The sequence below is a fragment of the bacterium genome, assembly GCA_030685015.1.
In the GTDB taxonomy this organism is placed as follows: Bacteria; CAIWAD01; CAIWAD01; order CAIWAD01; family CAIWAD01; genus CAIWAD01.
In genome coordinates this window covers 15,581-38,317 of record JAUXWS010000099.1, presented here as the reverse complement: position 1 = coordinate 38,317, position 22,737 = coordinate 15,581, and the positions used below count along the sequence as shown (strand labels likewise).

20 protein-coding genes are annotated in these 22,737 nt (G+C 67.8%); 19 read left to right on the top strand and 1 reads right to left on the bottom strand.

From position 1 onward, the window contains the following. Positions 1–517 precede the first annotated feature (517 nt). The 16 genes from Q8O14_14145 to Q8O14_14070 all read left to right on the top strand — a co-directional run bounded on the left by Q8O14_14145 (position 518) and on the right by Q8O14_14070 (position 18,607). Positions 518–2,188, top strand: a complete 1,671-nt coding sequence (locus Q8O14_14145; GenBank protein ID MDP2361868.1) for a hypothetical protein — start codon at positions 518–520, stop codon at positions 2,186–2,188. A 263-nt stretch (positions 2,189–2,451) separates the two neighbouring features. After that, on the top strand, positions 2,452–3,675 hold the full coding sequence (locus Q8O14_14140; GenBank protein MDP2361867.1) for a molybdopterin molybdotransferase MoeA: 1,224 nt from the start codon (positions 2,452–2,454) through the stop codon (positions 3,673–3,675). After that, positions 3,672–4,616: a radical SAM protein gene (locus Q8O14_14135; protein ID MDP2361866.1), complete on the top strand. Its 945-nt coding sequence runs from the start codon at positions 3,672–3,674 to the stop codon at positions 4,614–4,616. Before Q8O14_14140 ends, Q8O14_14135 begins: the two co-directional genes overlap by 4 nt. 411 nt (positions 4,617–5,027) lie before the next feature. After that, positions 5,028–5,939, top strand: a complete 912-nt coding sequence (locus tag Q8O14_14130) for a formate dehydrogenase accessory protein FdhE (GenBank protein MDP2361865.1) — start codon at positions 5,028–5,030, stop codon at positions 5,937–5,939. After that, positions 5,936–8,992, top strand: coding sequence for a formate dehydrogenase-N subunit alpha (gene fdnG / locus Q8O14_14125; protein ID MDP2361864.1), 3,057 nt, complete (start codon positions 5,936–5,938; stop codon positions 8,990–8,992). Before Q8O14_14130 ends, fdnG begins: the two co-directional genes overlap by 4 nt. Beyond that, the gene (locus tag Q8O14_14120; GenBank protein ID MDP2361863.1) at positions 8,989–9,813 is read left to right on the top strand and encodes a 4Fe-4S dicluster domain-containing protein; all 825 of its coding nucleotides are present in this window, start codon (positions 8,989–8,991) and stop codon (positions 9,811–9,813) included. Before fdnG ends, Q8O14_14120 begins: the two co-directional genes overlap by 4 nt. Then, complete coding sequence (gene hybB, locus Q8O14_14115) at positions 9,810–11,081, top strand: Ni/Fe-hydrogenase cytochrome b subunit (protein ID MDP2361862.1); 1,272 nt, start codon at positions 9,810–9,812, stop codon at positions 11,079–11,081. Before Q8O14_14120 ends, hybB begins: the two co-directional genes overlap by 4 nt. Positions 11,082–11,093: 12 nt before the next feature. Continuing rightward, complete coding sequence (locus Q8O14_14110) at positions 11,094–11,612, top strand: hypothetical protein (GenBank protein MDP2361861.1); 519 nt, start codon at positions 11,094–11,096, stop codon at positions 11,610–11,612. Positions 11,613–11,838: 226 nt separating this feature from the next. Then, positions 11,839–12,807, top strand: coding sequence for an extracellular solute-binding protein (locus Q8O14_14105; GenBank protein ID MDP2361860.1), 969 nt, complete (start codon positions 11,839–11,841; stop codon positions 12,805–12,807). Next, the gene (locus Q8O14_14100; GenBank protein ID MDP2361859.1) at positions 12,804–13,592 is read left to right on the top strand and encodes an ABC transporter permease; all 789 of its coding nucleotides are present in this window, start codon (positions 12,804–12,806) and stop codon (positions 13,590–13,592) included. Before Q8O14_14105 ends, Q8O14_14100 begins: the two co-directional genes overlap by 4 nt. Further along, positions 13,579–14,646 carry an ABC transporter ATP-binding protein gene (locus Q8O14_14095; GenBank protein MDP2361858.1) on the top strand — a complete coding sequence of 356 codons (1,068 nt, stop codon included), beginning with the start codon at positions 13,579–13,581 and terminating at the stop codon, positions 14,644–14,646. Before Q8O14_14100 ends, Q8O14_14095 begins: the two co-directional genes overlap by 14 nt. Continuing rightward, positions 14,643–15,263 carry a hypothetical protein gene (locus Q8O14_14090; GenBank protein ID MDP2361857.1) on the top strand — a complete coding sequence of 207 codons (621 nt, stop codon included), beginning with the start codon at positions 14,643–14,645 and terminating at the stop codon, positions 15,261–15,263. Before Q8O14_14095 ends, Q8O14_14090 begins: the two co-directional genes overlap by 4 nt. Before the next feature lie 23 nt (positions 15,264–15,286). Then, a complete protein-coding gene (locus tag Q8O14_14085; GenBank protein MDP2361856.1) occupies positions 15,287–16,384 on the top strand; it encodes a hypothetical protein in 1,098 nt (365 codons plus the stop codon). 130 nt (positions 16,385–16,514) lie between these two features. Further along, positions 16,515–17,612, top strand: a complete 1,098-nt coding sequence (locus Q8O14_14080) for a hypothetical protein (GenBank protein MDP2361855.1) — start codon at positions 16,515–16,517, stop codon at positions 17,610–17,612. A gap of 12 nt (positions 17,613–17,624) precedes the next feature. Beyond that, a complete protein-coding gene (locus Q8O14_14075; protein MDP2361854.1) occupies positions 17,625–18,239 on the top strand; it encodes a YceI family protein in 615 nt (204 codons plus the stop codon). Further along, positions 18,236–18,607: a c-type cytochrome domain-containing protein gene (locus Q8O14_14070; GenBank protein ID MDP2361853.1), complete on the top strand. Its 372-nt coding sequence runs from the start codon at positions 18,236–18,238 to the stop codon at positions 18,605–18,607. Before Q8O14_14075 ends, Q8O14_14070 begins: the two co-directional genes overlap by 4 nt. Before the next feature lie 412 nt (positions 18,608–19,019). Here the strand turns inward: Q8O14_14070 and Q8O14_14065 are convergent, their stop codons facing one another. Continuing rightward, the gene (locus Q8O14_14065) at positions 19,020–19,571 is read right to left on the bottom strand and encodes an HDIG domain-containing protein (GenBank protein ID MDP2361852.1); all 552 of its coding nucleotides are present in this window, start codon (positions 19,569–19,571) and stop codon (positions 19,020–19,022) included. Between the two features lie 92 nt (positions 19,572–19,663). Between Q8O14_14065 and Q8O14_14060 the strand changes: the two genes are divergently transcribed. Genes Q8O14_14060 through Q8O14_14050 form a run of 3 tightly spaced genes read left to right on the top strand, consistent with a single transcriptional unit; the run spans position 19,664 to position 22,510 of the window. Beyond that, a complete protein-coding gene (locus Q8O14_14060) occupies positions 19,664–21,295 on the top strand; it encodes a S8 family serine peptidase (GenBank protein ID MDP2361851.1) in 1,632 nt (543 codons plus the stop codon). Continuing rightward, entirely contained in the window at positions 21,295–22,032 is a 738-nt protein-coding gene (locus tag Q8O14_14055) for a hypothetical protein (GenBank protein ID MDP2361850.1), read from the top strand. Before Q8O14_14060 ends, Q8O14_14055 begins: the two co-directional genes overlap by 1 nt. Continuing rightward, entirely contained in the window at positions 22,025–22,510 is a 486-nt protein-coding gene (locus tag Q8O14_14050; GenBank protein MDP2361849.1) for a DinB family protein, read from the top strand. Before Q8O14_14055 ends, Q8O14_14050 begins: the two co-directional genes overlap by 8 nt. Positions 22,511–22,737 lie beyond the last annotated feature (227 nt).

The following is a 22,737-nucleotide window of genomic DNA, read 5'->3' as shown; positions in this document are numbered from 1 at the left end:
GACCCTGCCCGGCGGTGTATGTGACACGCGCGGGGTCGCGCGTATCGGCACCTCCTGGTCTCCATCTCTTCGGCCTCTGCGCGCGCATACTTCCCGCCTTCGCTTCGCTGCGGCGGTCAGTCGCGACGCGCGACGAGGCCGAAATCAGGGAATCAGACTGCGAGAGGTCGCTTCGCCTAGGACGTTTGGACCGTTTGATGGTGAAGCCGAAGGCTGAACCAAGTGCCATGGCACTCGCATCAGGTGATAGGGCCCTCTGTTCGACGGTGGCCGTGAGGCCGCCTAGTTAGGCCCTGAGTGTCTTGGAGAGCGCTTCTTTGGCGCCACCTTTCTTCTCACGAGACGAAAGGTGGCAAGGTGGCGCGGCGCTTGCGCCGCAAGACCCAACGTGGTGACGCGCGACGAGGCCAAAAAGAGGGTCTTGAGGCGAACCCCCATCCCGGCCTTCCCCCTGGCAGGGGGAAGGAGGCCACTTGCCATATTGATCCCACACGAGGCCCAGCAACGCGAGGATGCCATGTCTGACGAGCCGATCCTGGACCCCCTCCCGGAGGGTGAGGCCCTGCCCGATTCCGCCCAAACAGAAGCCCTGTTGGCCGGCGACGACACGCCGCAGGATGCCGGCGGCGATGCCGCGCCCGGGGAGGAGGGGGAGGAGCCGGCCGGGATCGGAATTGACGGGGAGCCGGTTGCGGCGGAGGAAGCCCCGCCGCTTGGCGAAGGCGGGGCGGACAACAGGCGTCCCGGGCCGCGGGGGAGGGAAGGTGCCAGGCCGGTCGTGGAGCCCGAGCGTCGTTCCTTCGGCCTGGTGCGGCGCATCCAACCGGACGCCGTGGCCTGGGTGGCCGATTTCCGCCCCCTGGGACGTGAAGTGCAGGTGCGCCTGCGCAGCCCCTGGCAGGCCAATCCCGGACAGATCCTGGAGTATGGGCTGAAGCGGGCCGCCGGCGGAGGCGGCCGCCTGAACGGCGTGGACACCGTCTTCAACTTCAGGCCGAATCTGGAGCAGGTGCTGGCCCTGGACGAAGGGCGCGGCCTCTCGCCGGAGGGCCTGCAGTGGGTGATGCGGGCCGTGGCCCGCGAACCGGAGCGGATCCGTCAGGTCTTCGGACCCACCACCAGCGTCAGGCTCAAGCAGCAGCTGTTGGAGGAGGAGACCTTCCCCCTGCCCCGCACGCTCCTGCTGGCGGCGCTGGCCATCGCCCCCCTGGCCGGACGGGCGGCGCGACGCCTGTTGGCCGGTCCGCTCAAGCATCCGCGCGAGGCGGCCCTGCTGTTGGCCGGAGTGCCGCCCAAGGGGGAGGAGTCCCTTGTCGCACGGGTGGTGCGGGACCATGCCGACTGGCTGCTGGATCCGCTCCAGTTGCCGGCCGAGGGGCGGCGCGAGCGGGTGTTGCGCTGGTGGAAGGGGACGGGGGAACGGCGTTGGCTGCTGCAAGTGCCGGCGGAGGAAATCCCCGCCACCGCCGCCCTGCCCCTGCTGCAGGCCGGCGTATTCCATGAGGACCTGCTCCCTCCCCCCGAGGCGGCGGCCTGGCGGCGCCACCTGGACCCGGCCACGCGTCGGCGCCTGCTGGCGGCGGCCTTTCAGGATCCCGCCCGCGCCGCGCTGCCGGAGGATCCCTTCGCCGGCCTGGACGGTGACATGCGGGACGTGCTCAGCGCCCTGGCCGCCGATCCGCGCTGGGGTGACGAAGCGCGCTCCCGCCTGCTGGCGCGTGGCGAGCTGAACGGCGCCGCCGCCCTTGACCTGCTGCGCCAGGGCGCGGCGGGGGAGGCCCGGACGCGCCTCATCTCGCTCCTGGCCGCCCTGCCTGCGGACGGACGGCCCGTTCCCGGACCGCAGCTGGCTCTTGAGTTGTTCGCCGAAGGCGCCGCCCGGCCGGACAGTCCCGCCGGCGCGGCCCTGCTCGACTGGCTGGGCGGCCACGCCGCCGTGCAGGCGCAGGTGGAGGAGTGGCTGGGTGCGCCCGACCGGCGGGAGATGGGCCTGCTCGCCCTGGGCCAGGCCGGAGACTTCAGCCGCGCCCTGGTGCAGCGGCTTCTGGGCATGGCCATGAGTCCCGCCACACGGAGCCGGCTGGTGGCGGCGATCAGCCGGCACAGTCCGGAACGCTGGCAGGAGCGCTACCTGCTCAGCGACGAGGAGCGGAGCGCCTGGATGGAAGCGGGCGCCCCTTTGGCCTGATCGGGCGGAGGCCTCCACAGGTCCAGCGCCGGGCCAGGGCAACTTGACCTTCGCGGGGAGAGGGGGCTGCCCCCGATCCGGCGTCGGCTGGCGCTGCGATCCGTTGGGGATGCCATGCCGGCTGCGCACAAGGCTGAGGACGGCCGGCCAATCGACGCGGTGGTCCGACCAACCCGGTGTTCCCCATCCAGTCAGCAAGCACTATCATCCGCAGCGACCAGGTCGAAAGACTCCTGGCCAGGCACCCAAGCAGGCGAGACCGGATGACTTTGCGCGACGCCCCCATCCCCATGGCCCAAGCCTGGCAACGCCTGGCGGAGCTGCCGCTGGACTGGGGCGTGGAAGAGGTCGCGCTGGAGCATGCGGCGGGACGGATCCTGGCCCAGGACCTGCGCGCCGACCGCAGTTTTCCCCCTTTTCATCGCGTGGCCATGGACGGCATCGCCATCATGGGCGTCTCCCTGGACAAGGGAGACTGTGTTTTCCACGCGGCCGGCATCCAGGCCGCCGGCGACCCGCCCCTCACACTGGGCGATCGCGGCGATGCGATCGAGGTGATGACGGGCGCCGTGCTGCCGTCGGGTGCGGACACGGTCATCCCGGTGGAGGAGCTGGAGCAGGTGGCAGACGGCATCCGGTTGCGGGCGGGAGCGCGGCCGCGGCCGGGGCAGAACATCCACACCGCCGGCAGCGACGCCCAGGCCGGCGCCCTGCTCCTGGGCCCCGGCGCCTTCCTGCACGGACCGGCCCTGGCGGTGGCCGCCTCGGTGGGCGCCGCCTCGCTTTGGGTGAGGCGACGGCCGCGCATCGCCGTGCTGGCCACGGGCAGTGAACTGGTGGATGTGGGCGAGCAGCCGGCCCCGCACCAGATCCGCGTCTCAAACGTCACGGCCCTGTGCGCCGGCCTGCAACTGGACGGCCATCTCCCCGCCTGGAGCGGACGCTGCGGTGACGAGCGCGACCGGCTGGGCGGCACCATCAGGGACCTGCTGGCGAGACATGAGGTCCTGGTCCTGAGCGGCGGCGTCTCCATGGGGCGCTGCGACCATGTGCCCGGACTCCTGGCGGAGTTGGGCTGCCGCATCCTCTTCCACGGCGTGCGCCAACGACCGGGACGGCCCCTGCTGGCGGCCCTGGGTCCCGATGGACAACTGGTGACGGCCCTGCCCGGCAACCCGGTCACGGCCGTGATCGGCCTGCACCGCTATCTGCTGCCCTTGCTTCGGCTCAAGGAGGGTCGTCCCGATCGGGTCGCCACGGTCCGGCTGGCGGACACCCTGCCCTGGGGCCGGCCCCTGGCGCTCTTCCTGGCGGCCACGCTGGATTCATCAGCGGACGGACCATCGCTGGCGCACCCCCTGCCCGGGGGCGGTTCGGGCGACCTGTCCACCCTGGCTGCCAGCCGGGGCTTTCTCTGCCTGGAGGAGGAGGGAGGGCGTTGGGAGGCGGGCGAGCTGGTTCCCTTCCGGCCGTGGAGCGCGTCATGAACCGGCTGGTGGACTCCCACGGACGGCGTCTGCGCAAACTGCGCGTCTCCCTCACCGAGAGCTGCAACCTCCGTTGCTTCCATTGCATGAAGGAGGACCTGCCTGTCGCGCCGCCCTTCGCCTGGCTCCCTCCCGATGAGCTGGAGGGGATCGTGGCGCGCCTGGCGGCCCTGGGCATCGACCAGGTGCGCCTGACCGGGGGCGAGCCCACCTTGCGGCCGGAATTGCGGGAGATCGTGGCGCGGTTGGGCCGGCTCCCGCTGCGCCGGCTGGGCATCACCAGCAACGGCGTCCTCCTGGCGCCCCTCCTGCCCGAGCTGCAGGCCGCCGGATTGGGCAACCTCAATCTCAGCCTGGACAGCCTGGACGCCGCCACCTTCGCCCGGATCTCCGGTTCGCCGGACCACGCCCTGGTCCTGCGCACCTTGGACCAAGCCATCGCCCTGGGCCTGGAGACCAAGCTCAACGTCGTCCTCTTCCGCGGCCTCAACGACCACGAGGCGCCCGCCCTCGTCCGTTTCGCCGAGGAGCGCGGCGTCGCCGTGCGCTTCCTGGAACTGATGCGCATCGGGCCGGACCAGGCAACCAACCGCCGCTACTTCGTGTCGGCGGCGGAAACCCTTTCCCTGCTGCGGCGCGAGGGCTTCCGGCTGAGGCGCCGGCGTGCTCCGGCCGACGCCACCGCCCTGGAGTATCGCACAGCCGATGGCGGCCGATTGGGCTTCATCGCCTCCGAAACGAGACCCTTCTGTGCCGCCTGCTCCCGACTGCGGCTCTCCGCCGCCGGCGTGTTGCGGGCCTGCCTGATGCGGGAAGAGGGAATTTGCCTGCGCGGACTGGCGGACGGGGACTGGCCCGCGGTCCTGCGCCAGGTCCTGGCCTGGAAACCCCAATCCCGTCCCTCCCACATCGGCCAACCCATGGTCCGCATCGGCGGCTGAATCCAGTCCGCCGGACAAACTCCAATTCACGATCGGACTGGCGGCAGTCGATTTTGAATTCAATCAGCCTCAACAGCCAGATGATCAACGGGATCCAGATACGAAAATCAATCGACCCTATAATTGAATCTATTAAGGACGCAACGTCTTAACAGGTTCAGAAATGCTGAAGAACAAGAAATTGTCCGGCATTATTGACATGAACGTGAAGATAGATTCCTTCCACGGACCTCACATTTTTCTTGCATGCCCTTATTTTTGTTATCAGTTTCACAGGTGACAGCCTCCAGGCCTTGCTGGAGGACAGGGCTGGCGAGTGTTGTTCGGAAGAATTTGATCAGTCGGGCACCCCTGGTGCCCGCGACGGCCATGTCGTGAACCTTGTTCGATTTCCATGCGAGGAGCGGCCCCATGAACCATTCACCGACCGATCTGCCGGCGCAGGTGAAGCTCCTGGAAGTGTTGCAGAGTCGTCTTGACGACTACTGCCGGGCGATTGACGAGGCGGAACCCTATGGCGGGAAAGCCGACTCTTGGTTGGAGGAGGGGGCGGCCCATCTGCGGCAGGGACGGTGTCTGCTGACCGACGCGCCCCGTCCCCGGCCGGCGGTGGCGGTCCTGGCCGCGCACCTCTTGGGCGGCTTGCTGGAAGAGGCTCTCCCGCAGCGGGCGGAGGATCTGGCCCGGATTCGCGCCTACGTCGAGGAGGACGCCGCGGGTCACCTCGACAAGGTGCTTGGCGACCGCGGCCATGAGCTGATGGCGGCCTTCCAGTTCGCCGGACTGGCCGAGGACCTCGCCGTCTTCCATGCCATTTGGCTGGCCCGCCCCTTCCGTGCCTGGTTCGCCTGGCGAGCGGTGGGACAGGCGGGACTAAACTCCTGGACCGGCGGCAGTTGCCCGGTGTGCGGACACTGGCCGGCCCTTTCCATGATCGACACCAAGGCCGAGGGCCGCCGGCATCTCTGGTGCCTGCACTGCGGCACGGCCTGGCGCCACCCCCGCCTGCAATGTGCTTTCTGCGGATGCAGCGACCAGAGCCGCCTGCGGCACATCCACCTGGAAGGCGAGGAGAATTGGCGCCTCCAGGGTTGCCGGGACTGCAAGCGCTACGTGAAGGAGTTCCGCAGCGAGGAGGAGCTGGGCAGCCTCCCCTGGGATGCGCTCCTGCTCGGTTCGACGGAGCTGGACCTGGCGGCCGTCCAGCACGACCTGATGCGGGAATCCCCGCTCGTGTCGCAGCGGCCGCATCGGCCGTCGCCCCTCGCGGCGGCCCAGATCGAAGACCATCACATGTCACCCAATCCGGAGAGAGGCCGATGAATCTCACTCGTCGCAGTTTCCTGGGCGCGGCCGGCGCGGGCGTCTTCGGCACGGCAGTGGGCGTGCTGGGCCTGGCCAAGCCGGCCCAAGCCAAACGACGCAAGCGCTTCAAAACGGCGGAGACCAAGGAGAGCACCACCATCTGCCCCTATTGCGGGGTCGGCTGCGGCCTGATCGTCTCCACCCGCGAAGGCAAGCTGATCAGCATCGAGGGCGATCCGGACCATCCCATCAACGAAGGGGCCCTCTGCTCCAAGGGCATGTCCCTCTTCCAGGTGGCGAAGAACGATCGCCGGCTGCAGAAGGTGCGCTACCGCGCCCCGGGCAGCGCCAAGTGGGAGGAGAAATCCTGGGATTGGGCGCTGACGGAGATCGCCAAGCGCATCAAGACCACGCGCGACGCCACCTTCGTCGCCAAGGACGGGGACAAGCTGGTCAACCGCACGGAGGGCCTTGCCTGTCTGGGCGGCGCCGCCCTGGACAACGAGGAATGCTACCTGTATTCGAAGCTCGCGAGATCCCTGGGGGTGGTCTGGCTGGAACACCAGGCCCGCATATGACACAGCTCCACGGTCGCCAGTCTGGCGGCCACCTATGGACGCGGAGCCATGACCAGCCACTGGATCGACATGATCCACGCCGACGTGGCGATGGTGATGGGATCGAACGTGGTGGAGAACCACCCCATCGCCGCCAAATGGCTGAGCAGGGCCAAGGATCGCGGCGCCATCATCCTCAACGCCGACCCGCGTTACACGCGCACCTCCTCCTTCGCCGACCATTACTGCCAGTTCCGCAGCGGCACGGACATCGCCTTCGTCAACGGCATGATCAACTACGCCCTCGAGAATGGCTACATCCAGCGGGAGTACGTGCTCAACTACACCAACGCCTCCTTCATCATCCACAAGGACGTGGGTTTCCACGACGGCCTGTTCAGCGGCTACGACGAGGCCAAGCGCAGCTACGACAAGTCCACCTGGCAGTATGAGACGGGGCCAGATGGCATGCCCTTGCGCGACATGACCCTCCAGCACCCCCGCTGCGTCTTCCAGCTGATGAAGCGCCACTTCTCCCGCTACAACGTGGACACGGTCTGCTCCATCACCGGTGCGCCGCGGGAGGACTACATCAAGATCTGCCGCAACTACACCTCCACCTGGGCGCCGGACCGGGTGGGCACCTGGCTCTACGCCATGGGCACCACCCAGCACACCAACGGTACGCAGAACATCCGCACCTATGCCATCCTCCAGCTGCTGCTGGGCAACGTGGGGCTGGCGGGGGGCGGCGTCAACGCTCTGCGCGGCGAGTCCAACGTGCAGGGATCAACGGACTTCGGCCTGCTCTTCCACATCCTGCCTGGCTACAACCCCACGCCGGTCGTGGCGAACCAGGGGTTGGACGCCTACCTGGAGGCCAACACGCCCAAGACGGTGGATCCCAAGTCAGCCAACTGGTGGGGCAACCGGCCCAAGTACGTCATCTCCATGCTCAAGGCCTGGTACGGGGACCACGCCACGCCGGCCAACGACTTCTGTTACGACTACCTGCCCAAGCGGAGCGAGGACCACTCGCACATCTCCCTCTTCGAGGCCATGTACGAGGGGAGGATCAAGGGTCTCGTCCTGCTGGGCCAGAACCCGGCGGTGGGCGGCCCCAATTCCTTGAAGGAGCGCGCCGCCCTCGAGAAACTGGAGTGGATGGTGGCCGTGGACCTCTGGCAGACGGAGACCTCCACCTTCTGGCAGCGGCCCGGGACGAATCCCGCCTCGATCCAGACCGAGGTCTTCCTGCTGCCCGCCTGCTCGTCCATCGAGAAGGAGGGCAGCATCATCAACAGCGGCCGCTGGGCCCAGTGGCGCTACAAGGCGGTGGATCCGGTGGGTGTGTCCGCCTCCGACCTGTGGATCCTCGACTCGCTCCACAAGAAGCTGCGCGCCCTCTATGCCGAAGGCGGGGCTCTGCCCGAGGCGATCACCAGGATGAACTGGGACTACGGCACGCCCGACGTGCCGGACCACCATATCGAGCCGGACGTGCACCGGGTCGCGCGCGAGATCAACGGTTACTTCACCCGCGACACAACCCTGGACGACAAGGGCACGCCCAAGACCCACAAGAAGGGGAGCCAGGTTCCCGGCTTCGCCCTGCTGCAGGCGGACGGATCCACCGCGTCGGGCAACTGGCTCTACTGCAACAGCTACACGGGGCCGGAACCCAAGGACAACAAAATGGCGCGGCGGGACGGCACGGACGCACCCAACGGCATCGGTCTCTACCCGAACTGGGCGTGGTCCTGGCCCGTCAACCGGCGCATTCTCTACAACCGCGCCTCGGTGGATCCCGCGGGCCAGCCCTGGAATGCGCGTAACTGGGTCATCCGTTGGAACGCCGCCGACAAGAAATGGGAGGGGGACGTGCCGGACGGCCCCTGGCCGCCGGGGGAGAAGCATCCTTTCATCATGCGGCCGGACGGGCACGCCGCCCTGTGGGCCGCCACGCTCAACGACGGACCGCTGCCCGAGGCCTACGAACCGCTCGAGAGTCCGCAGCGCAACCTGATGTCCAGCGTGCAGGTGAATCCGGCGATCAAGCTCTGGTCCCAGGTCAGGCCCGAGCTCAACCCGGTGGGCGAGCACGAGCATTATCCCATCATTGGAACCACCTACCGCGTCAGCGAGCACTGGCAGGCGGGGGCGATGACGCGCAACCTGTCCTGGCTGACGGAGCTGGTGCCTGATGTCTTCGTGGAGATGAGCACGGCCCTGGCCGACCTGCGTGGCATCAAGAACGGCGACCGCGTGCAGATCATGACGGCGCGGGGCGCCATGGAGGCTTACGCCCTCGTCACCAACCGTTTCCAGCCCTTCCGGGTGGACGGCAGGATGATGCACGAGGTGGGGGTGGTCTGGCACTTCGGCTGGGAGGGCATCGCCAAGGGTGACAGCGCCAATGTGCTCACCTCGCATGTGGGCGACGCCAACACCATGATCCCGGAGTACAAGGCCTTCCTCTGCGATGTGCGCAAGGTCTCGGGAGGTGTGGCATGAAGGCGATGCTGATCGATTCCACCCGCTGTGTGGGTTGCCGGGCCTGCCAGATCGCCTGCAAGAGCTGGAACGAGTTGCCCAGCGAGTCCACCACCTTTTTCGCCGGCAAGGGCTACCAGAATCCGGGCGACCTCTCGGCTTCCACCTGGACGCTCATCACCTACAACGAGACGAAACGGCGCGGCCGCTTCGACTGGGTCTTCGGCAAGCGGCAGTGCATGCACTGCATGATGCCGGCCTGCGCCACCGCGTGTCCGGTCCATGCCCTCAAGAAATCCGAGGAGGGACCGGTCACCTACGACGCCTCGCTCTGCCTGGGCTGCCGCTACTGCCAGCTGGCTTGCCCCTTCGACGTGCCGCGCTTCGAGTGGGACAGGGTGCTGACCAAAATCACCAAGTGCACGCTCTGCGCGGACCGGGTGGCCGAGGGTCAGGAACCGGCCTGTTCCAAGGTCTGCCCCACCGACGCCATCGTCTTCGGGGAGCGCGGGCACATGCTGGAGGAGGCCCACCGGCGCATTGAAAGCAACCCGCGCAACTATGTGCACCACGTCTACGGCGAGACGGAAGTGGGTGGCACCTGTGTCTTCCACATCTCCGACGTGCCTCAGGAACAACTGGGTCATGTCAAGGGCCTGTCCACTGAGCCTTACTCGGCCTATTCCAAGCCGGCCATGGCCACCATCCCCTATGTCCTGACTGGATTGGGCCTGGGTCTGGGCGCCGTGTCCTGGATCGTCAACCGCCGGCAGCAGCTGGCCGCCCAGGAGGAGGATTTGGGACACACGAAGGATCCAGAGCAGGGAGGAACAGGGCAATGATCGATTTCCTCAAGCGCACCAGTCCCGGGCTGCTTGCGCTCTACATCCTCGCCGCCGTGGGCCTGCTTCTCATCGGCTACCGCTTTGTGATGGGGCTGGGCGCTGTCACCAACCTGAGCGATTCCTATCCCTGGGGCCTGTGGATCGGCGTGGACGTGCTGGCCGGCATCGCCCTGGCCGCCGGGGGCTTCGTCGTGGCCGGCTCGGTTCACCTCTTCGGATTGACGCGATTCCACTCCCTGACCCGGCCCGCCATCGCAACGGCCTTTCTGGGTTATCTCATCTTCATCTTTGGATTGATCGTCGACCTGGGGCGGCCCTGGAATCTCTGGCGCGCCATCTTCAACTGGAACCACAGCTCCCCCATGTTCGAGGTCGCCTGGTGCGTCATGCTCTACACCAGCGTCCTCTTGCTGGAATTCCTGCCCCCCGTTTTCGAGCGTTTCCGACTGTCCGCCCTGCATGAGCACTGGAAACGGCTGGCCCCATGGTTCATCGTGTTCATCCTGACCTTGTTCACCTTCGCCATGACCGACTCCGTCGTCTGGGCCGTCGTCATGCTGGCCATCCTGATGGGCTGGGAGCTGCTCTTCCGCCTCAAGTTGAGTTCACGCAGCATCCAGATGCCCCTGCTGATGATCATGGCCGGCGTGATGTTCTCCACCATGCACCAGTCTTCGCTGGGAACTCTCTTCACCTTGGTGCCGCACCGGCTGCATGCGCTCTGGTACTCACCCATGCTGCCCGTGCTCTTCCTCCTGTCCGCGATCATGGTGGCGCCGGCGATGGTGATCGTCGAGTGTTTCGCCAGCGAGAAGGGCCTGGGGCACAAACTGGACATTCGGCCGCTGACCTCGTTCGCACGGGCCATGCCCTGGCTGCTGGGCACCTACTTGCTGGTCAAGATCGTCGACCTCGTGCTGCGCGGGGCGGTCTACGACGCCCTGGCGATCAGCTGGCAGTCCTGGTCCTGGTGGGGCGAGCTGCTGGTGGGGGTCGTGCTGCCCTTCGCCCTCTTCCTCTCGCGCGATGTGCGCGAGAAACGTGGCGGCCTGCTCACGTCGGCCGCGCTGGTCGTGATCGGGTTGCTCTGGAACCGCATCAATGTGACGGTGGTGGGGATGATCGATCCGGACGGCTCGGTGTACCACCCCTATTGGGCGGAGATTCTCATCACCCTGGGGCTGATCTCCCTGGGCATCCTGGCCTACCGCGTGATCTCGATGTATCTGCCGATCCACGGGCACGCCGACCCTGCAACCAGTTGAAGGGGAGGAGACATGCAAGAACGTAGACGAAGCGACTACTCGCGGGCGATCCTGGTGTTCATGGTCGTTGTGCTCAGCATCGGCATGATCTTCCAACTACGGGTGGGCGTCGATACCCACCGGCTGGTGGCCAAGATCGAGCGCAGCACCCATGTGGACATCGCCGCGCAGGTGGCGGGCCTGCCCGATCCATTCGACCCGCTTGATGAAACCTGCACGCGCTGCCACTCCGAGCGGCGCTATGGCGGCAAGCAACTCAGCGGGGAGGAGGTTGATCAGGTCATCGCCCAGATGAACCAGCATCCCGATGTCGGGATCAGCCGCCCCCAATGGGAGCGCCTGCATGCGGCCCTGGTCATGCAGCGCTGCCTGGGCTGCCATGACGACGTTGTCATCAAGGAGTTCCTGGCCATGTCGCCCTACCAGCGCCATGGCCTGATCGACCACATGATCCACAGCTCGGGTTCGACCATCACCCGCACCGACAGCGAGGAGATCCTCTCGGCGGCGATCACGCTCGGGTCGGACTAATGGACCAGTTCCCGTGATCTGCCGGATGCTGTTCGCGGATGCTGGTCGCTTCCAAGATCCATGCCGCGTATCGCGAACCCTTCGGGAAGTGCCCGCACCGCCCATGGCTGCGTTGCATCCCCTTGGCGTAGCCCCGCAACGCCGGCACGGCTGCGCCTTGCCCTGGTCATTGTGGACAATTCATCATCCGTCCTCTCGCGAGAATCGATCCACGGGCGCCACGGGCATGAGGCGCGGCACGGCGATCCTGCTCCTGGCCTTGTTCCATGGCCTTGTCTTCGGTCGGGAGCCTGTCGGCACGCTGGTGATCTTCCATGCCGGCAGCCTGGCCGTGCCCATGGCCGAGCTGGGTCGCGAGTTCAACCGCCTCCACCCCGGGCTGGAGATCCGCCGCGAGGCGGACGGCAGCCGCGTCTGCGCACGCAAGATCAGCGAACTGGGCCGTGCCTGCGATGTGATGGCCTCGGCCGACTACCGGGTGATTGATGAGCTGCTCATCCCCGGCCATGCCTCCTGGAACCTGCGCTTCGCCTCCAATGAACTGGTGGTGGCGATGGGCAAGGGAAGGGTCCAATCCAGGCGCGTGACGGCGGACAATGTCTTCGATCGCATGCTGAGCGGCGAGTTGGTCTTCGGGCGCTCCGACCCCGACAGCGATCCCTGCGGCTACCGCACCGTGCATGCCATCCGGCTGGCCGGCCTCGAGGCCGGCCGGCCGGGCATGGCCGATTCCCTCCTCGCCCTGCATCACCGGCACATGCGTCCCAAGGAGGTGGACCTCCTCGCCCTCCTGGAAATGGGCGAGATCGACTGCCTCTTCATCTACCGCTCGGTGGCGGTCCAGCACGGGCTGGACATGGTGGCGCTGCCGGCGGCGATCAACCTGGGGGACCCCGCCCTCGACGAGTCCTACCGGCGGGTCTGGGCGGACGTGGCGGGGAAGCGCCCGGGCGAGACGACGCGCCTCCATGGCGAGTCCATGGTTTACGGCGTGACCATTCCCACGAGCAGCCCCAATCCCACGGCGGCCCTGGCCTTTGTCCGCTTCCTGCTGGAGAAGGAGCAGGGCGGCGCCATCCTGGCGCGGCTGGGGCAGCCGGGCGTGGCGCCGGCCCCCACGGATTGCTGGGAGGCCCTGCCCGCCGTCTTGCGGCCCTATGCCCGGCCGGCGCTGAACCGCGAGGCGACGCCATGAAACGCCTCGACGGACTGCAACTCGCCTTCAGCGCGCTGGGCGGCATCGTCCTCCTCTTCATCCTGGCCCCGCTGGTGGGCGTCTTCCTGCGTAGCGGCCAGCACAGCCTGGTCCTGGCCGCGGCCGATCCCGAGGTGCGGGCCAGCATCGGGCTCACCTTGTGGACCTCCATGGCCGCCACCCTCTGTTGCGCCCTCCCCGCCATTCCCCTGGCCTGGCTGCTGGCGCGCCGCCGATTTCCCCTGCGCGGCCTGGTGATGGGCGTCATCGACCTGCCCATCATCATCCCCCATTCGGCGGCGGGCATCGCCCTGCTCGGCGTGCTGGCGCGCCATACCCCGGCGGGAACGCTGGCGGGGAAGCTGGGCATCTCCTTCGTCTCCACGCCGGCCGGCATCATGGCGGCCATGGCCTTCGTCAGCCTGCCCTTCCTGGTCAACGCCGCCCGCACGGGATTCCAGGAGGTGCCGGAGCGTCTGGAGAAGGCCGCCCTCAATTTGGGTGCCTCGCCCCTGCGCGTCTTCCTCACGGTGTCGATGCCCCTGGCCCGCCGCTCCATCCTGACCGGTCTGGTGCTGATGTGGGCGCGCGGCATGAGCGAGTTTGGCGCCGTCATCATCATGGCCTACCATCCCACCGTCGCGCCGGTGATGATCTACGAACGCTTCAGCACCTTCGGCCTGGCCCACGCCCTGCCCGTCACGGCCCTGTTCATCCTGGTCTGCCTCGCGCTTTTTGTCGCGCTGAAGGCCCTGGCTGGAGACTCCCGCCGTGTTGCGCCTTGAGCAATTGGACATCCGCCTGGGCGGCTTTGCCCTGCGCGGCATCGACCTCGACCTGCACGAAGGCGAGTACCTCGTGCTGCTGGGAGCCTCCGGCACGGGCAAGACCGTGCTCCTGGAGACGCTGGCCGGCCTGCACCGGCCCGCGGGCGGCTGCATCCGGCTGGATGGGCGGGACATCACGATGGAGCCGATCCAGAGTCGGTCCATGGCGCTGGTCTACCAGGACCAAGCCCTCTTTCCCCATATGACCGTGCGCCAGAACGTGGCCTATTCCCTTGCCGGACGGGGCCTGGGACACGCCGCGCGGGAGGAGATCCTGGGCGGGCTGGCTACCGTGACGGGCATCGCGGACCTGATGGGGCGCCGCCCGGCCACGCTGTCCGGAGGAGAGGCGCAACGTGTGGCGCTGGCGCGGGCCCTGGCGCGCCATCCCCGCTACCTGCTGCTGGACGAACCCCTCGCCTCCCTCGATTGCGACGCGCGGAGCGGCTTGCGTTCCCTCTTGCGAAATCTGCACCGGTCGGGCCACACCATCCTGCACGTCACCCACGACTTCGAGGAGGCCCTGGCGCTGGCCACGCGCGTGGCCGTGCTCGAGGACGGCCGCATCGTCCAGGCGGGGCCGCCCGCCGAAGTCTTCCGCCATCCCCGCAGCCGCTTCGTGGCCCGCTTCACGGGCATCCGCAACGTCCTCCGCGGTCGGCTGGAAAGCTGCGACGAGGATGGCATGACCATGGGCCGCTTCCACGTGGAGGGTCTCACCTTCTCCGTCATGACCGAGGACGAGGGGGGGCGGGGCTGTCTCATGTTCCGGGGCGAGGATGTCTACCTGGCGGTGGAACGGCCCCGGGCCGAGCTGCCCAATCTCTACCCCGGCCGCGTCCGCGACCTGGTGCCCGCCCGTGGCGGAGTGGAGGTGGAGATCGACATCGGCATCGCCATCCACGCCCTGCTCGACGAAGGACTCGTCCGCCAGTTGGGGCTGGCCGCGGGGCGGGAGGTGTGGACCTCGCTCAGCAGCACGGCCGGCCGCTTCATCGGAGAAGGATCATGACGGATTGGCCCGCCATGCTGCTGCTGGGCGCCACCGGCCGCAACGCCGGCAAGACCAGCTTCGCCTGCGCCCTCATCCGCCGCCTGTCGGAGCAGGGGCCGATCCTGGGACTGAAGGTCACGGTCATCCGCGACGAGGAGGGCTGCTGCCCGCGCGGAGGCGTGGGCTGCGGCGTCTGCGGCGCCCTTGCGGCGCCCTTCGAACTGGCCAAGGAAGTTCTGCCCGGAAGTGACAAGGACACTCGGCGCATGCTGGCGGCCGGGGCGCGGGGCGTCTGGTGGCTGAAGGTCCGGCGAGAGGCCTTGGCGGAGGGAATCGACGCCCTGCGGCAGGTGGTCGACCCCGGCCTTCCCATCGTCTGCGAGTCCAACAGCCTGCGCCTTGCCCTCAAGCCCGGCCTCTTTCTCATGATCCATCACACGACATGCGCCCAGATCAAGGAGACGGCCCGTGCCGTGCTCCCCCTGGCCGACCGGCTGGTCCTCAGTGACGGCCAGCGACACGATCCGGACCCCTCACGGATTCGCTTCCACCAGGGCCATTGGGAGCAGGCGCCCTCCCCGGCCGCAGAGAGCCATACCCTGTTCTTCTCCATCCTGACGACCGCCACAGCCTGAAACAATCAAGCAAGGAGGATTCTGTGAATTCCTGGAACCGCATGGTTATTGGTGCCACGATGCTCTCCGTCCTGTCACTGGGCGCGGGGGCGCAGACGATCGGCACCTCCCTGCCCGTCACGCTCTATGGTTTTGTCAAAGGCGATCTCGCCTTCGACACGGACCCGGTCGACACCGGCAACTTTTTCAAGTGGGTGCCCGCGCCCGATCCGGCCAACGACACCGAGGATGAGATCTTTCTCACCGCCAACCAGACACGCCTGGGCCTCAAGTTCGCCGGCCCCGAGGAGGACGGCATCAAGACCGGCGCGGTGGTGGAAGTGGACTTCTACGGCGGGGGTGACGAGAACAAGGCCAATCCCATGATGCGCCAGGCCTACGTCACGGCCGTCTGGCCGGACCTGGGGCTCGAAGTGTTGGCCGGCCAGACCAGCGACCTGATCTCCCCCCTCTTCCCACGCACGGTCAACTACGCCGTGCAATGGTGGGCGGGCAACATCGGGTACCGTCGGCCGCAGTTCCGCGTGAGCAAGGGCTGGGGCGGCCTGAAGACGCAGGTGGCGCTGGCGCGCACCCTGGGCGGCGAGCGCAAGGGGACGCCCAACATCCAGTATCGCCTGGCTTACGACTTCAAGCTGCTCACCGACAAGCCAAGCTCCCTGGGCTTCTCCGGCCACATGGCGACCCTGGACGACACCGTCACGCCCGAGTCCGAGACCCAATCGATCAATGTCGAGTTCAGTCTCCCGCTCACCTCGAAGCTGTCGGTCAAGGGCGAGTACTGGAGCGGTGAGAACATGGCCCCCTACCTGGGCTGCATCGGCCAGGCCGCGGCCGAGGGCGTGGGTTATTGGGTCGACTTTGGATTCGCCGCGTCGCCAACCCTGGATTTCCACGTGGTGTACGGCGTGGATGATCCGGACGAGGAATCCACCGACTATCCGCTGGTCGCCCCGGCCCGCCAGTTGAACACGGCCCTCAGCGTCAACGCTTTCTGGAAGCTTGGCAAGGCCCTCACCTGGGCCAATGAAGTGGCCCTGCTCACCACCGAATACGTGGGAGTGGGCGCCGAGGACGGCGAGGCCACCCGCTTCCAGACCTCCTTCATCTTCTCCTTCTGATCCATCCGTATCCGATGGGCAAGGCCCCGTTCCCAGGAGCGGGGCCTTTGTTTACTCTTTCCTGTTAAGGATTAGCCGAGCCGAACTTCTTATCGTTCCCCTGAACTTCATTGCATGGGAGGGATCCGACATGACCCGACACGTGGGCGGCCTGGTGCTGTTGATCGCTTGCCTCCTGAGCGGCCGGGCCACGGCCCTGCCGCGCTACTCGGCCCAATACGCCCAGTCCTGCCATCTCTGCCACCACAATCCGGGTGGCGGGGGCATGCGGACCACCTTCGGCAGCCAGTTTTTCACGGGCACGGAGTTGGCCGCCAAAGGGCTGGCCATGGAGGAGCTGGAGCGCCTGAGTCCGCGCCTCTCCGAGCGGGTGGAGATCGGACTGGACCTGCGGGGCATGGCCCTGGTCGAATCCCAGTCCGGCGATCCCGCCACCAGCCTGGCCGAGCACGAGCGCAGCACCTTCTTCCTCATGCAAGGCGACCTCTATCTGGGTCTGCGCATCCACGACCGGGCCCAGGTCGTGCTGGAGAAGAGCCTGCGCGGCGAGGGGGAGGGCTATGCCTTGCTGCAGGTGCTGCCCTGGCACGGCAGCGTCAAGGCCGGGCGCTTCCTGCCCACCTATGGTTGGCGATGGGCCGACCACGACACGGCGGTGCGCCGGGCCCTTGGCTACGGAGCTGGCCAGGCCGACACCGGCGTCGAGCTGGAATTCCATCCGGACCACTACAGCCTGTCCGTGGCCCTGGGCAACGACAACGCCGGCCTGATGGATGGCGATCGCGGCAAGGCCCTCACCCTGCGCGCCTTGTGGCAGGGACGCGCCGGCGGCAGCGCCCTCAGCCTGGGGGCCAACGCCCGTGTCTCGGACCGCGCCCCGGCGCCATCGCGGACGATGGCCGGGCTCCTGGCCGGCATCGCACGCGGCCCCCTGACCTGGACAGGCCAGGTCGACCATTTCACGGCCGATGGGATCAGCGGCATCGCCTTCTCGCAGGAGCTGGCCTGGCGGCTGCGCCCGGGCCTCGACCTGCTCTACGCCTATGATTTCCACGACGAGGATGTGGAGCGCCAGCGCGGCATCGATCTGCGGCACCGCCTCGGCCTGGAGTGGATGCCCGTGCCCGGGGTCGGCCTCAAACCGGCTCTTTCCCTCCTGCGGCACGAGGAGTTCGAGGAGGCGGACGAATGGCTGCAGGGAGAACTGCAGCTTCATCTTTTCATGTAGAAAGGACGAACCATGAAGGGCATGATGCGTGTCCTGACACTGCTGCTGCTGGCCGGCGGCCTGGCGGCGGCGCCCCGCACCTTCCAGGTGAGGCCCGGTGCCGCCCACACCAAGGTCTCGTTCCATTCGGAGGCGACGATCGAATCCTTTGACGGCAGCACGCGCCAGGTCAAGGGTCAGGTGACGGTGGATCCGGGCAATCCGGGCGAGGGGGCCGCCGCCTGGTTCGAGGTCGACCTCACCACGCTGGACACGGGTCTCTCGCTGCGCAACACCCACATGCGCGAAAACCATTTGCATACGGACAAACATCCGGTGACCCGCTTTGAGATGAAGAGCCTCACCGGACAGGTGCCACCCCTGAAGGCGGGGACCACGGCGCGGTTGACGGCAAGCGGGGATTTCGCGCTTCATGGCGTCACCAAGCCGCGCACCGTGCCGGTGGATGTGACCTGGCATGCCGAGGGGAGCGGCACGCCGGCCAGGCACAAGGGAGAGGTCCTGCACCTGCTCTGCCGCTTCGTCGTGGCTCTGGCGGACCATCAGATCCCACGTCCCCAGTTCCTCTTCATGAAGGTGGCCGAGACGATGGAGGTGACCGTGGACCTCTGGGCGGTGGCGCCATGAGGGGTCTGGTGCTCCTCGCGGCGCTGGCCGGCTTGGCCGGCTGCACGGATCTGGGGGAGGAGGCCGATCCTCCGGCGGGCACCTTCACGAGCTTCCTGGCCGATGTCTCCCCCATTCTGACCGGCAATTGCGTGGCTTGCCACGGAGCGGGAGGCTATGGCGGGCTTGACCTCTCGACCCATGCCGGAGTGATGGCGGGAGGGGCAAGCGGTCCGGCGGTGGTGGCCGGGGATCCGGAGGCCAGCCGCCTGGTGCAGCGCATCTCGGCCACGGACGCGGCCCAGCGCATGCCACTGGGAGGACAACTGGCGGCGGCGCAGATCCTGATCATCCGCCATTGGATCGAAGAAGGGGCTGAGGAGAACTAGCAGCCCGTCGGACTTGGCCACTTGGCGGTCTTCATCGCCCCAATCGGCCCGGATTTTCCGCAATTTTCTTGAACAGACCACCAGTATGCCCTGCGAAAATTCCGAAAAACCGGCCTCGATTTGGGCGCGAATCCCATCCAAGGCCCAAGCCCGACAGGCTGCTAGGGGTCCCGCTTCAATTATCTGTAGAGCCGCGCCCTCCCACCTCCCCCCGCCCGCCCTTCGAAGGGGCGTCCTGGGGAGCGCGCGACCAAACGGAAAGTCATCGGGTCAGGTTCCCGTGATTCCAGCACCATTTGTGGTTTTTTCTCGTCCCCCCGACCACAAACTGGACGGTGCCGGCTTGCCGAGGCGGCGACGGCGGCTGTTCGTCCAATCCAGCGACCACCCCTTGCCCTTCGCGACGGCGCACTCAGAGCAGCAAGCGCTTGGCCACCGGCTCATAGCTCATGAAGTCGGCGTGATGCACGATCCAGGCCTCGGTTGTGCGCGCCACCAGATTCCCCTCGCCGGCATGCGTGGCCACGATGTGCGACACGGCGTCGGGCAGGCCTGCTTCCATGCAGAGCGACACGCCGGTGAAGGGATGGCGCAGGTATTTGCCGCGGGCGCTCTGCCGGCTGCCGCCGGCGGGGTCGGGTTCGTACTCGAGCAGTTTGCCCACGTCGGCCAGGATGGCGCCCGCCACCACGGTGTCGAGGTCGATGGGCAGGTGGTCCCCCATGAAAGCCTGCATGGCCCGGGCGGCCTCCCGGGCGATGTGCACCACGCAGCGCTTGTGCGCCATGAAACTGACCGAGGTGGGGTGGAGAAGGGTGAAGGGGATGGTCTGCAGGTCCTCCGCCGTGAGGGGGCTGCGCTGCAGCGCGAATTCCCAGGCCCGGGCGGTGGAGGCCCGCAGGGAGTCGCTCTCGATCCAGTCCAGCTCAGGCCACAAGGCCAGGATGTCCGTCTGCCCGCTCATCATTTCTCCGCTGCTTGTTGATGCCTCGAATGCGAACTTACCACTTGGGAAAGGTGCCCACCGGCGGTGGGCGCCCAAAGCCGGGGAATCACATGATCACGATCAGCCGCCATTCCGTTCCCTTGATGCTCCTCCTGGCGCTGGCCCCGTCCAGCGGCCTGGTCCTGGCCGCTGAGCGCGGTGACGCGTCCGGCTGGCCGGGCCTGGGCGCCCTCCCTGAGCGCGCCCCCCGGGCGGACCGGCAGGTGATGTGGGTCTTCCTCTCCGGGCGGGGTCCTGCCGCCGACCGCGAGGTCCTGCCCGCCGACGAGCGGGCCACTTGGCGCCGCGAGGTCCGCGGCCGCGGCAATCGCCTGTCAGAACCGGATCGCAAGATCTCCCGCTCCCACCTGCGCAGCTTGCAGGCCAGCGGCGCCCGGGTGCGGGTCCAGAGCCGCTGGTTCAATGCCGTGTCGGTCCAGGCCACGCCGGACCAGCTTGACCAGATCCGCCAGCTGCCTTTCGTGCGGGAGATCCGCCCCGTGGCGCTGGGGCGCCGGAAGCCTGAGCCGCGGCCGGTGGGAGCCCGGCCCGGGCCCGCCCCGCGGCTGGAGTACGGCGGCTCCTTCAACCAGCTCGAGATGATCGGCGTGCCCGCCGCCCACGAAGCCGGGCTGAGCGGGGCGGACATCCGCGTGCTGATGATCGACACCGGCTACTACAAGGACCATGTGGCCTTCGGCGCCGGACGCATCATGGCGGAATGGGATTTCATCAACCAGGATGGCCAGACACAGAACCAGCCGGGCGACCCGGAGTCCCAGCACCGCCACGGCACGGCCACGGCCACGGCCCTGGGCGGCCATTGGCCCGGTCAGCTCTATGGACCCGCCTACAACTGCCACTTCCTCCTGGCCAAAACGGAGGACACCTCCAGCGAGACCCCCGTCGAGGAGGACTACTACCTGGCGGCCCTGGAATGGGGCGAGAACCTGGGGGCCGATGTCGCCTCGGCCTCGCTGGGTTACACCGACTGGTACACCTGGCCCGATCTGGACGGACAGACGGCCCTGGTCACCCTGGCCGTGGACGCGGCGGTGGGTCTGGGCATGACCGTGGTGGTGAGCGCCGGCAACGCGCGCAACGATGAGTGGGGCCACATCGGCACGCCGGCGGACGCCTTCGGCGTGATCAGCGTGGGCGCCGTGGACGAGCTGGGGCAGCTCACCTGGTTCAGCAGCCCTGGTCCCACCTATGACGGCCGCATCAAGCCGGAAGTGTCTGCCCAGGGACTGAATGTGGCGGCGGCCGGCTGGGAGGACCCCAGCTCCCTGCGCTGGTTCGCCGGCACCAGCCTCTCCTGCCCGCTCGTCGCCGGGTGCGCCGCGCTGCTGCTTGAAGCCCATCCCTTGTGGACACCGGCCCAGGTGCGGGCCGCGCTGATGAGCACGGCGGATCGCGCCGCCCAGCCGGACAACGACTACGGCTGGGGCATCATCGACCTGCCCGCCGCCCTCCAGGCCTTCCCCGAACCGGGTCCCGTCAACATCGCGGTGGTGGGCAACCAGGTCCAGCTCAGTTGGCCCGAGGATGCCTATGCCCTCTACCGCATCTACCGGGCCGACCATCCCTGGGGGCCCTTCACCTTGCTGGGGCAGACCACAAGCAACAGCTGGAGCGGCCCCAGCCAGCTCAATCAGGGCAGCGGATTCTTCCGCGTCCAGGGTCTGGTCGACCTCCCCTGATGGGCGCCTCCCTGCGCTGGCGGGTCCTTCTGGCGGCCTGGGCACGGCCGCTGGTGGCGGACCCCCTGGCCCTCTCCCTGGAGCTGCGCGCCGCCACCGGGTCGCCGGCCCGGACGCTGCGCGACGATCGGCGCAGCCGCGTCCTGCTGCTGGCCAGCCCACCCGCGCCACTGGCCACCCTGGCGGCCGGCCCCTGGGTGATGAAACGTCCTGTGTGGCGGGACGGACGCTGGTGGAACCGCCTGGCCTCCCTGCTTGCCGCCGGCGAAATGCGACGCTCTTTCGCGGCGGGTCTTCGTCTCTTGTCCCTGGGCATCGCCACGCCGCGGCCCTTGCTGCTCCTGGAGGGACGGAGGCGGGGCGTGTTGGTGGAGTCCTGGCTGGCTTACGAATTTGTGACCGGCCAGCCTGTGGAGGAGCGGCATTGGAGCAGGGTGGTGGAGACCTTGCGCCGCCTGCATCAGGTGGGCCTGCGTCACGGCGATCCCCACCTGGCCAACTGGCTGGCCACGGACAGGGACGATGTTGTGATGCTGGATCCGGCCCCGCGCCCACTGCGCCGCTGGTGCGCCGATGATGCCTACGACTTCGTTCTTCTGCGCAACTGCGCCCCGGCCATTCTGCCCTTGTTGCCCGGGGTCGGGACCACCGGCTGGCGCCTGGCCGAGGCGCGCAACGCCTGGGTGCAGGGCTGGCGGCGACTCAAACGAAACCTGAGAGGAGTCTTCCATGATTGAGGTGGCGAGGGAGGCCTTGTGGCGGCAGTTCGGTGCCGCCATCGACATGCTGGGCAACGCCATTCGTGCCTGCCCGGTCGAGCATTGGGGGCGGGTCGGCGACTGGAGCGCCCCCTGGGTTCTGGCCCATCACACTGTCTTCTGGCTGGACTTCTATCTGGCTCCCAGCCGCGAGGGCTATCAGCCCCCTGCCCCCTTCGGCTTGGAGGAGCTTGACCCCGCCGGCGTCCTGCCAGCGCGGGTCTCCCGTCAAGAGGACCTGCTTGACTGGCTGGGCTCGGCCCGCGACCGATGCCGCGCGGAGTTGGCCGACATGACCGAGAGCGAGGCGGGCCGTCTCTGCGACCAGCGCCCCGGCATGAGCCGATTCGAACTGCACATCTACAATCTGCGCCATGTCCAGCATGGGGCGGCCCAGCTCAATCTGCTGTTGCGGCAGCGGGTGGACGATGCGCCGCGCTGGGTCGCTCGGGCTTGAACAGCCGGGCCACCCTGGCGACCCTTGCTTGACCACCAGGCGGGAACCCAGGCGCCGCCGTCGGCGTTGACCCGCCTTTCGCGACCAAGGCCAATCCAATTATCTTTGGCCTGACCGTCCGCTCTTCACGTCATCCGCCCAGCGAAAGCGGCCGGTCGCGCCAGGGGATCGGCCTGTCATTGACCCAGGCGGACAGTCCCAAGGTGGGAAGGAGGGCGGGACATGGC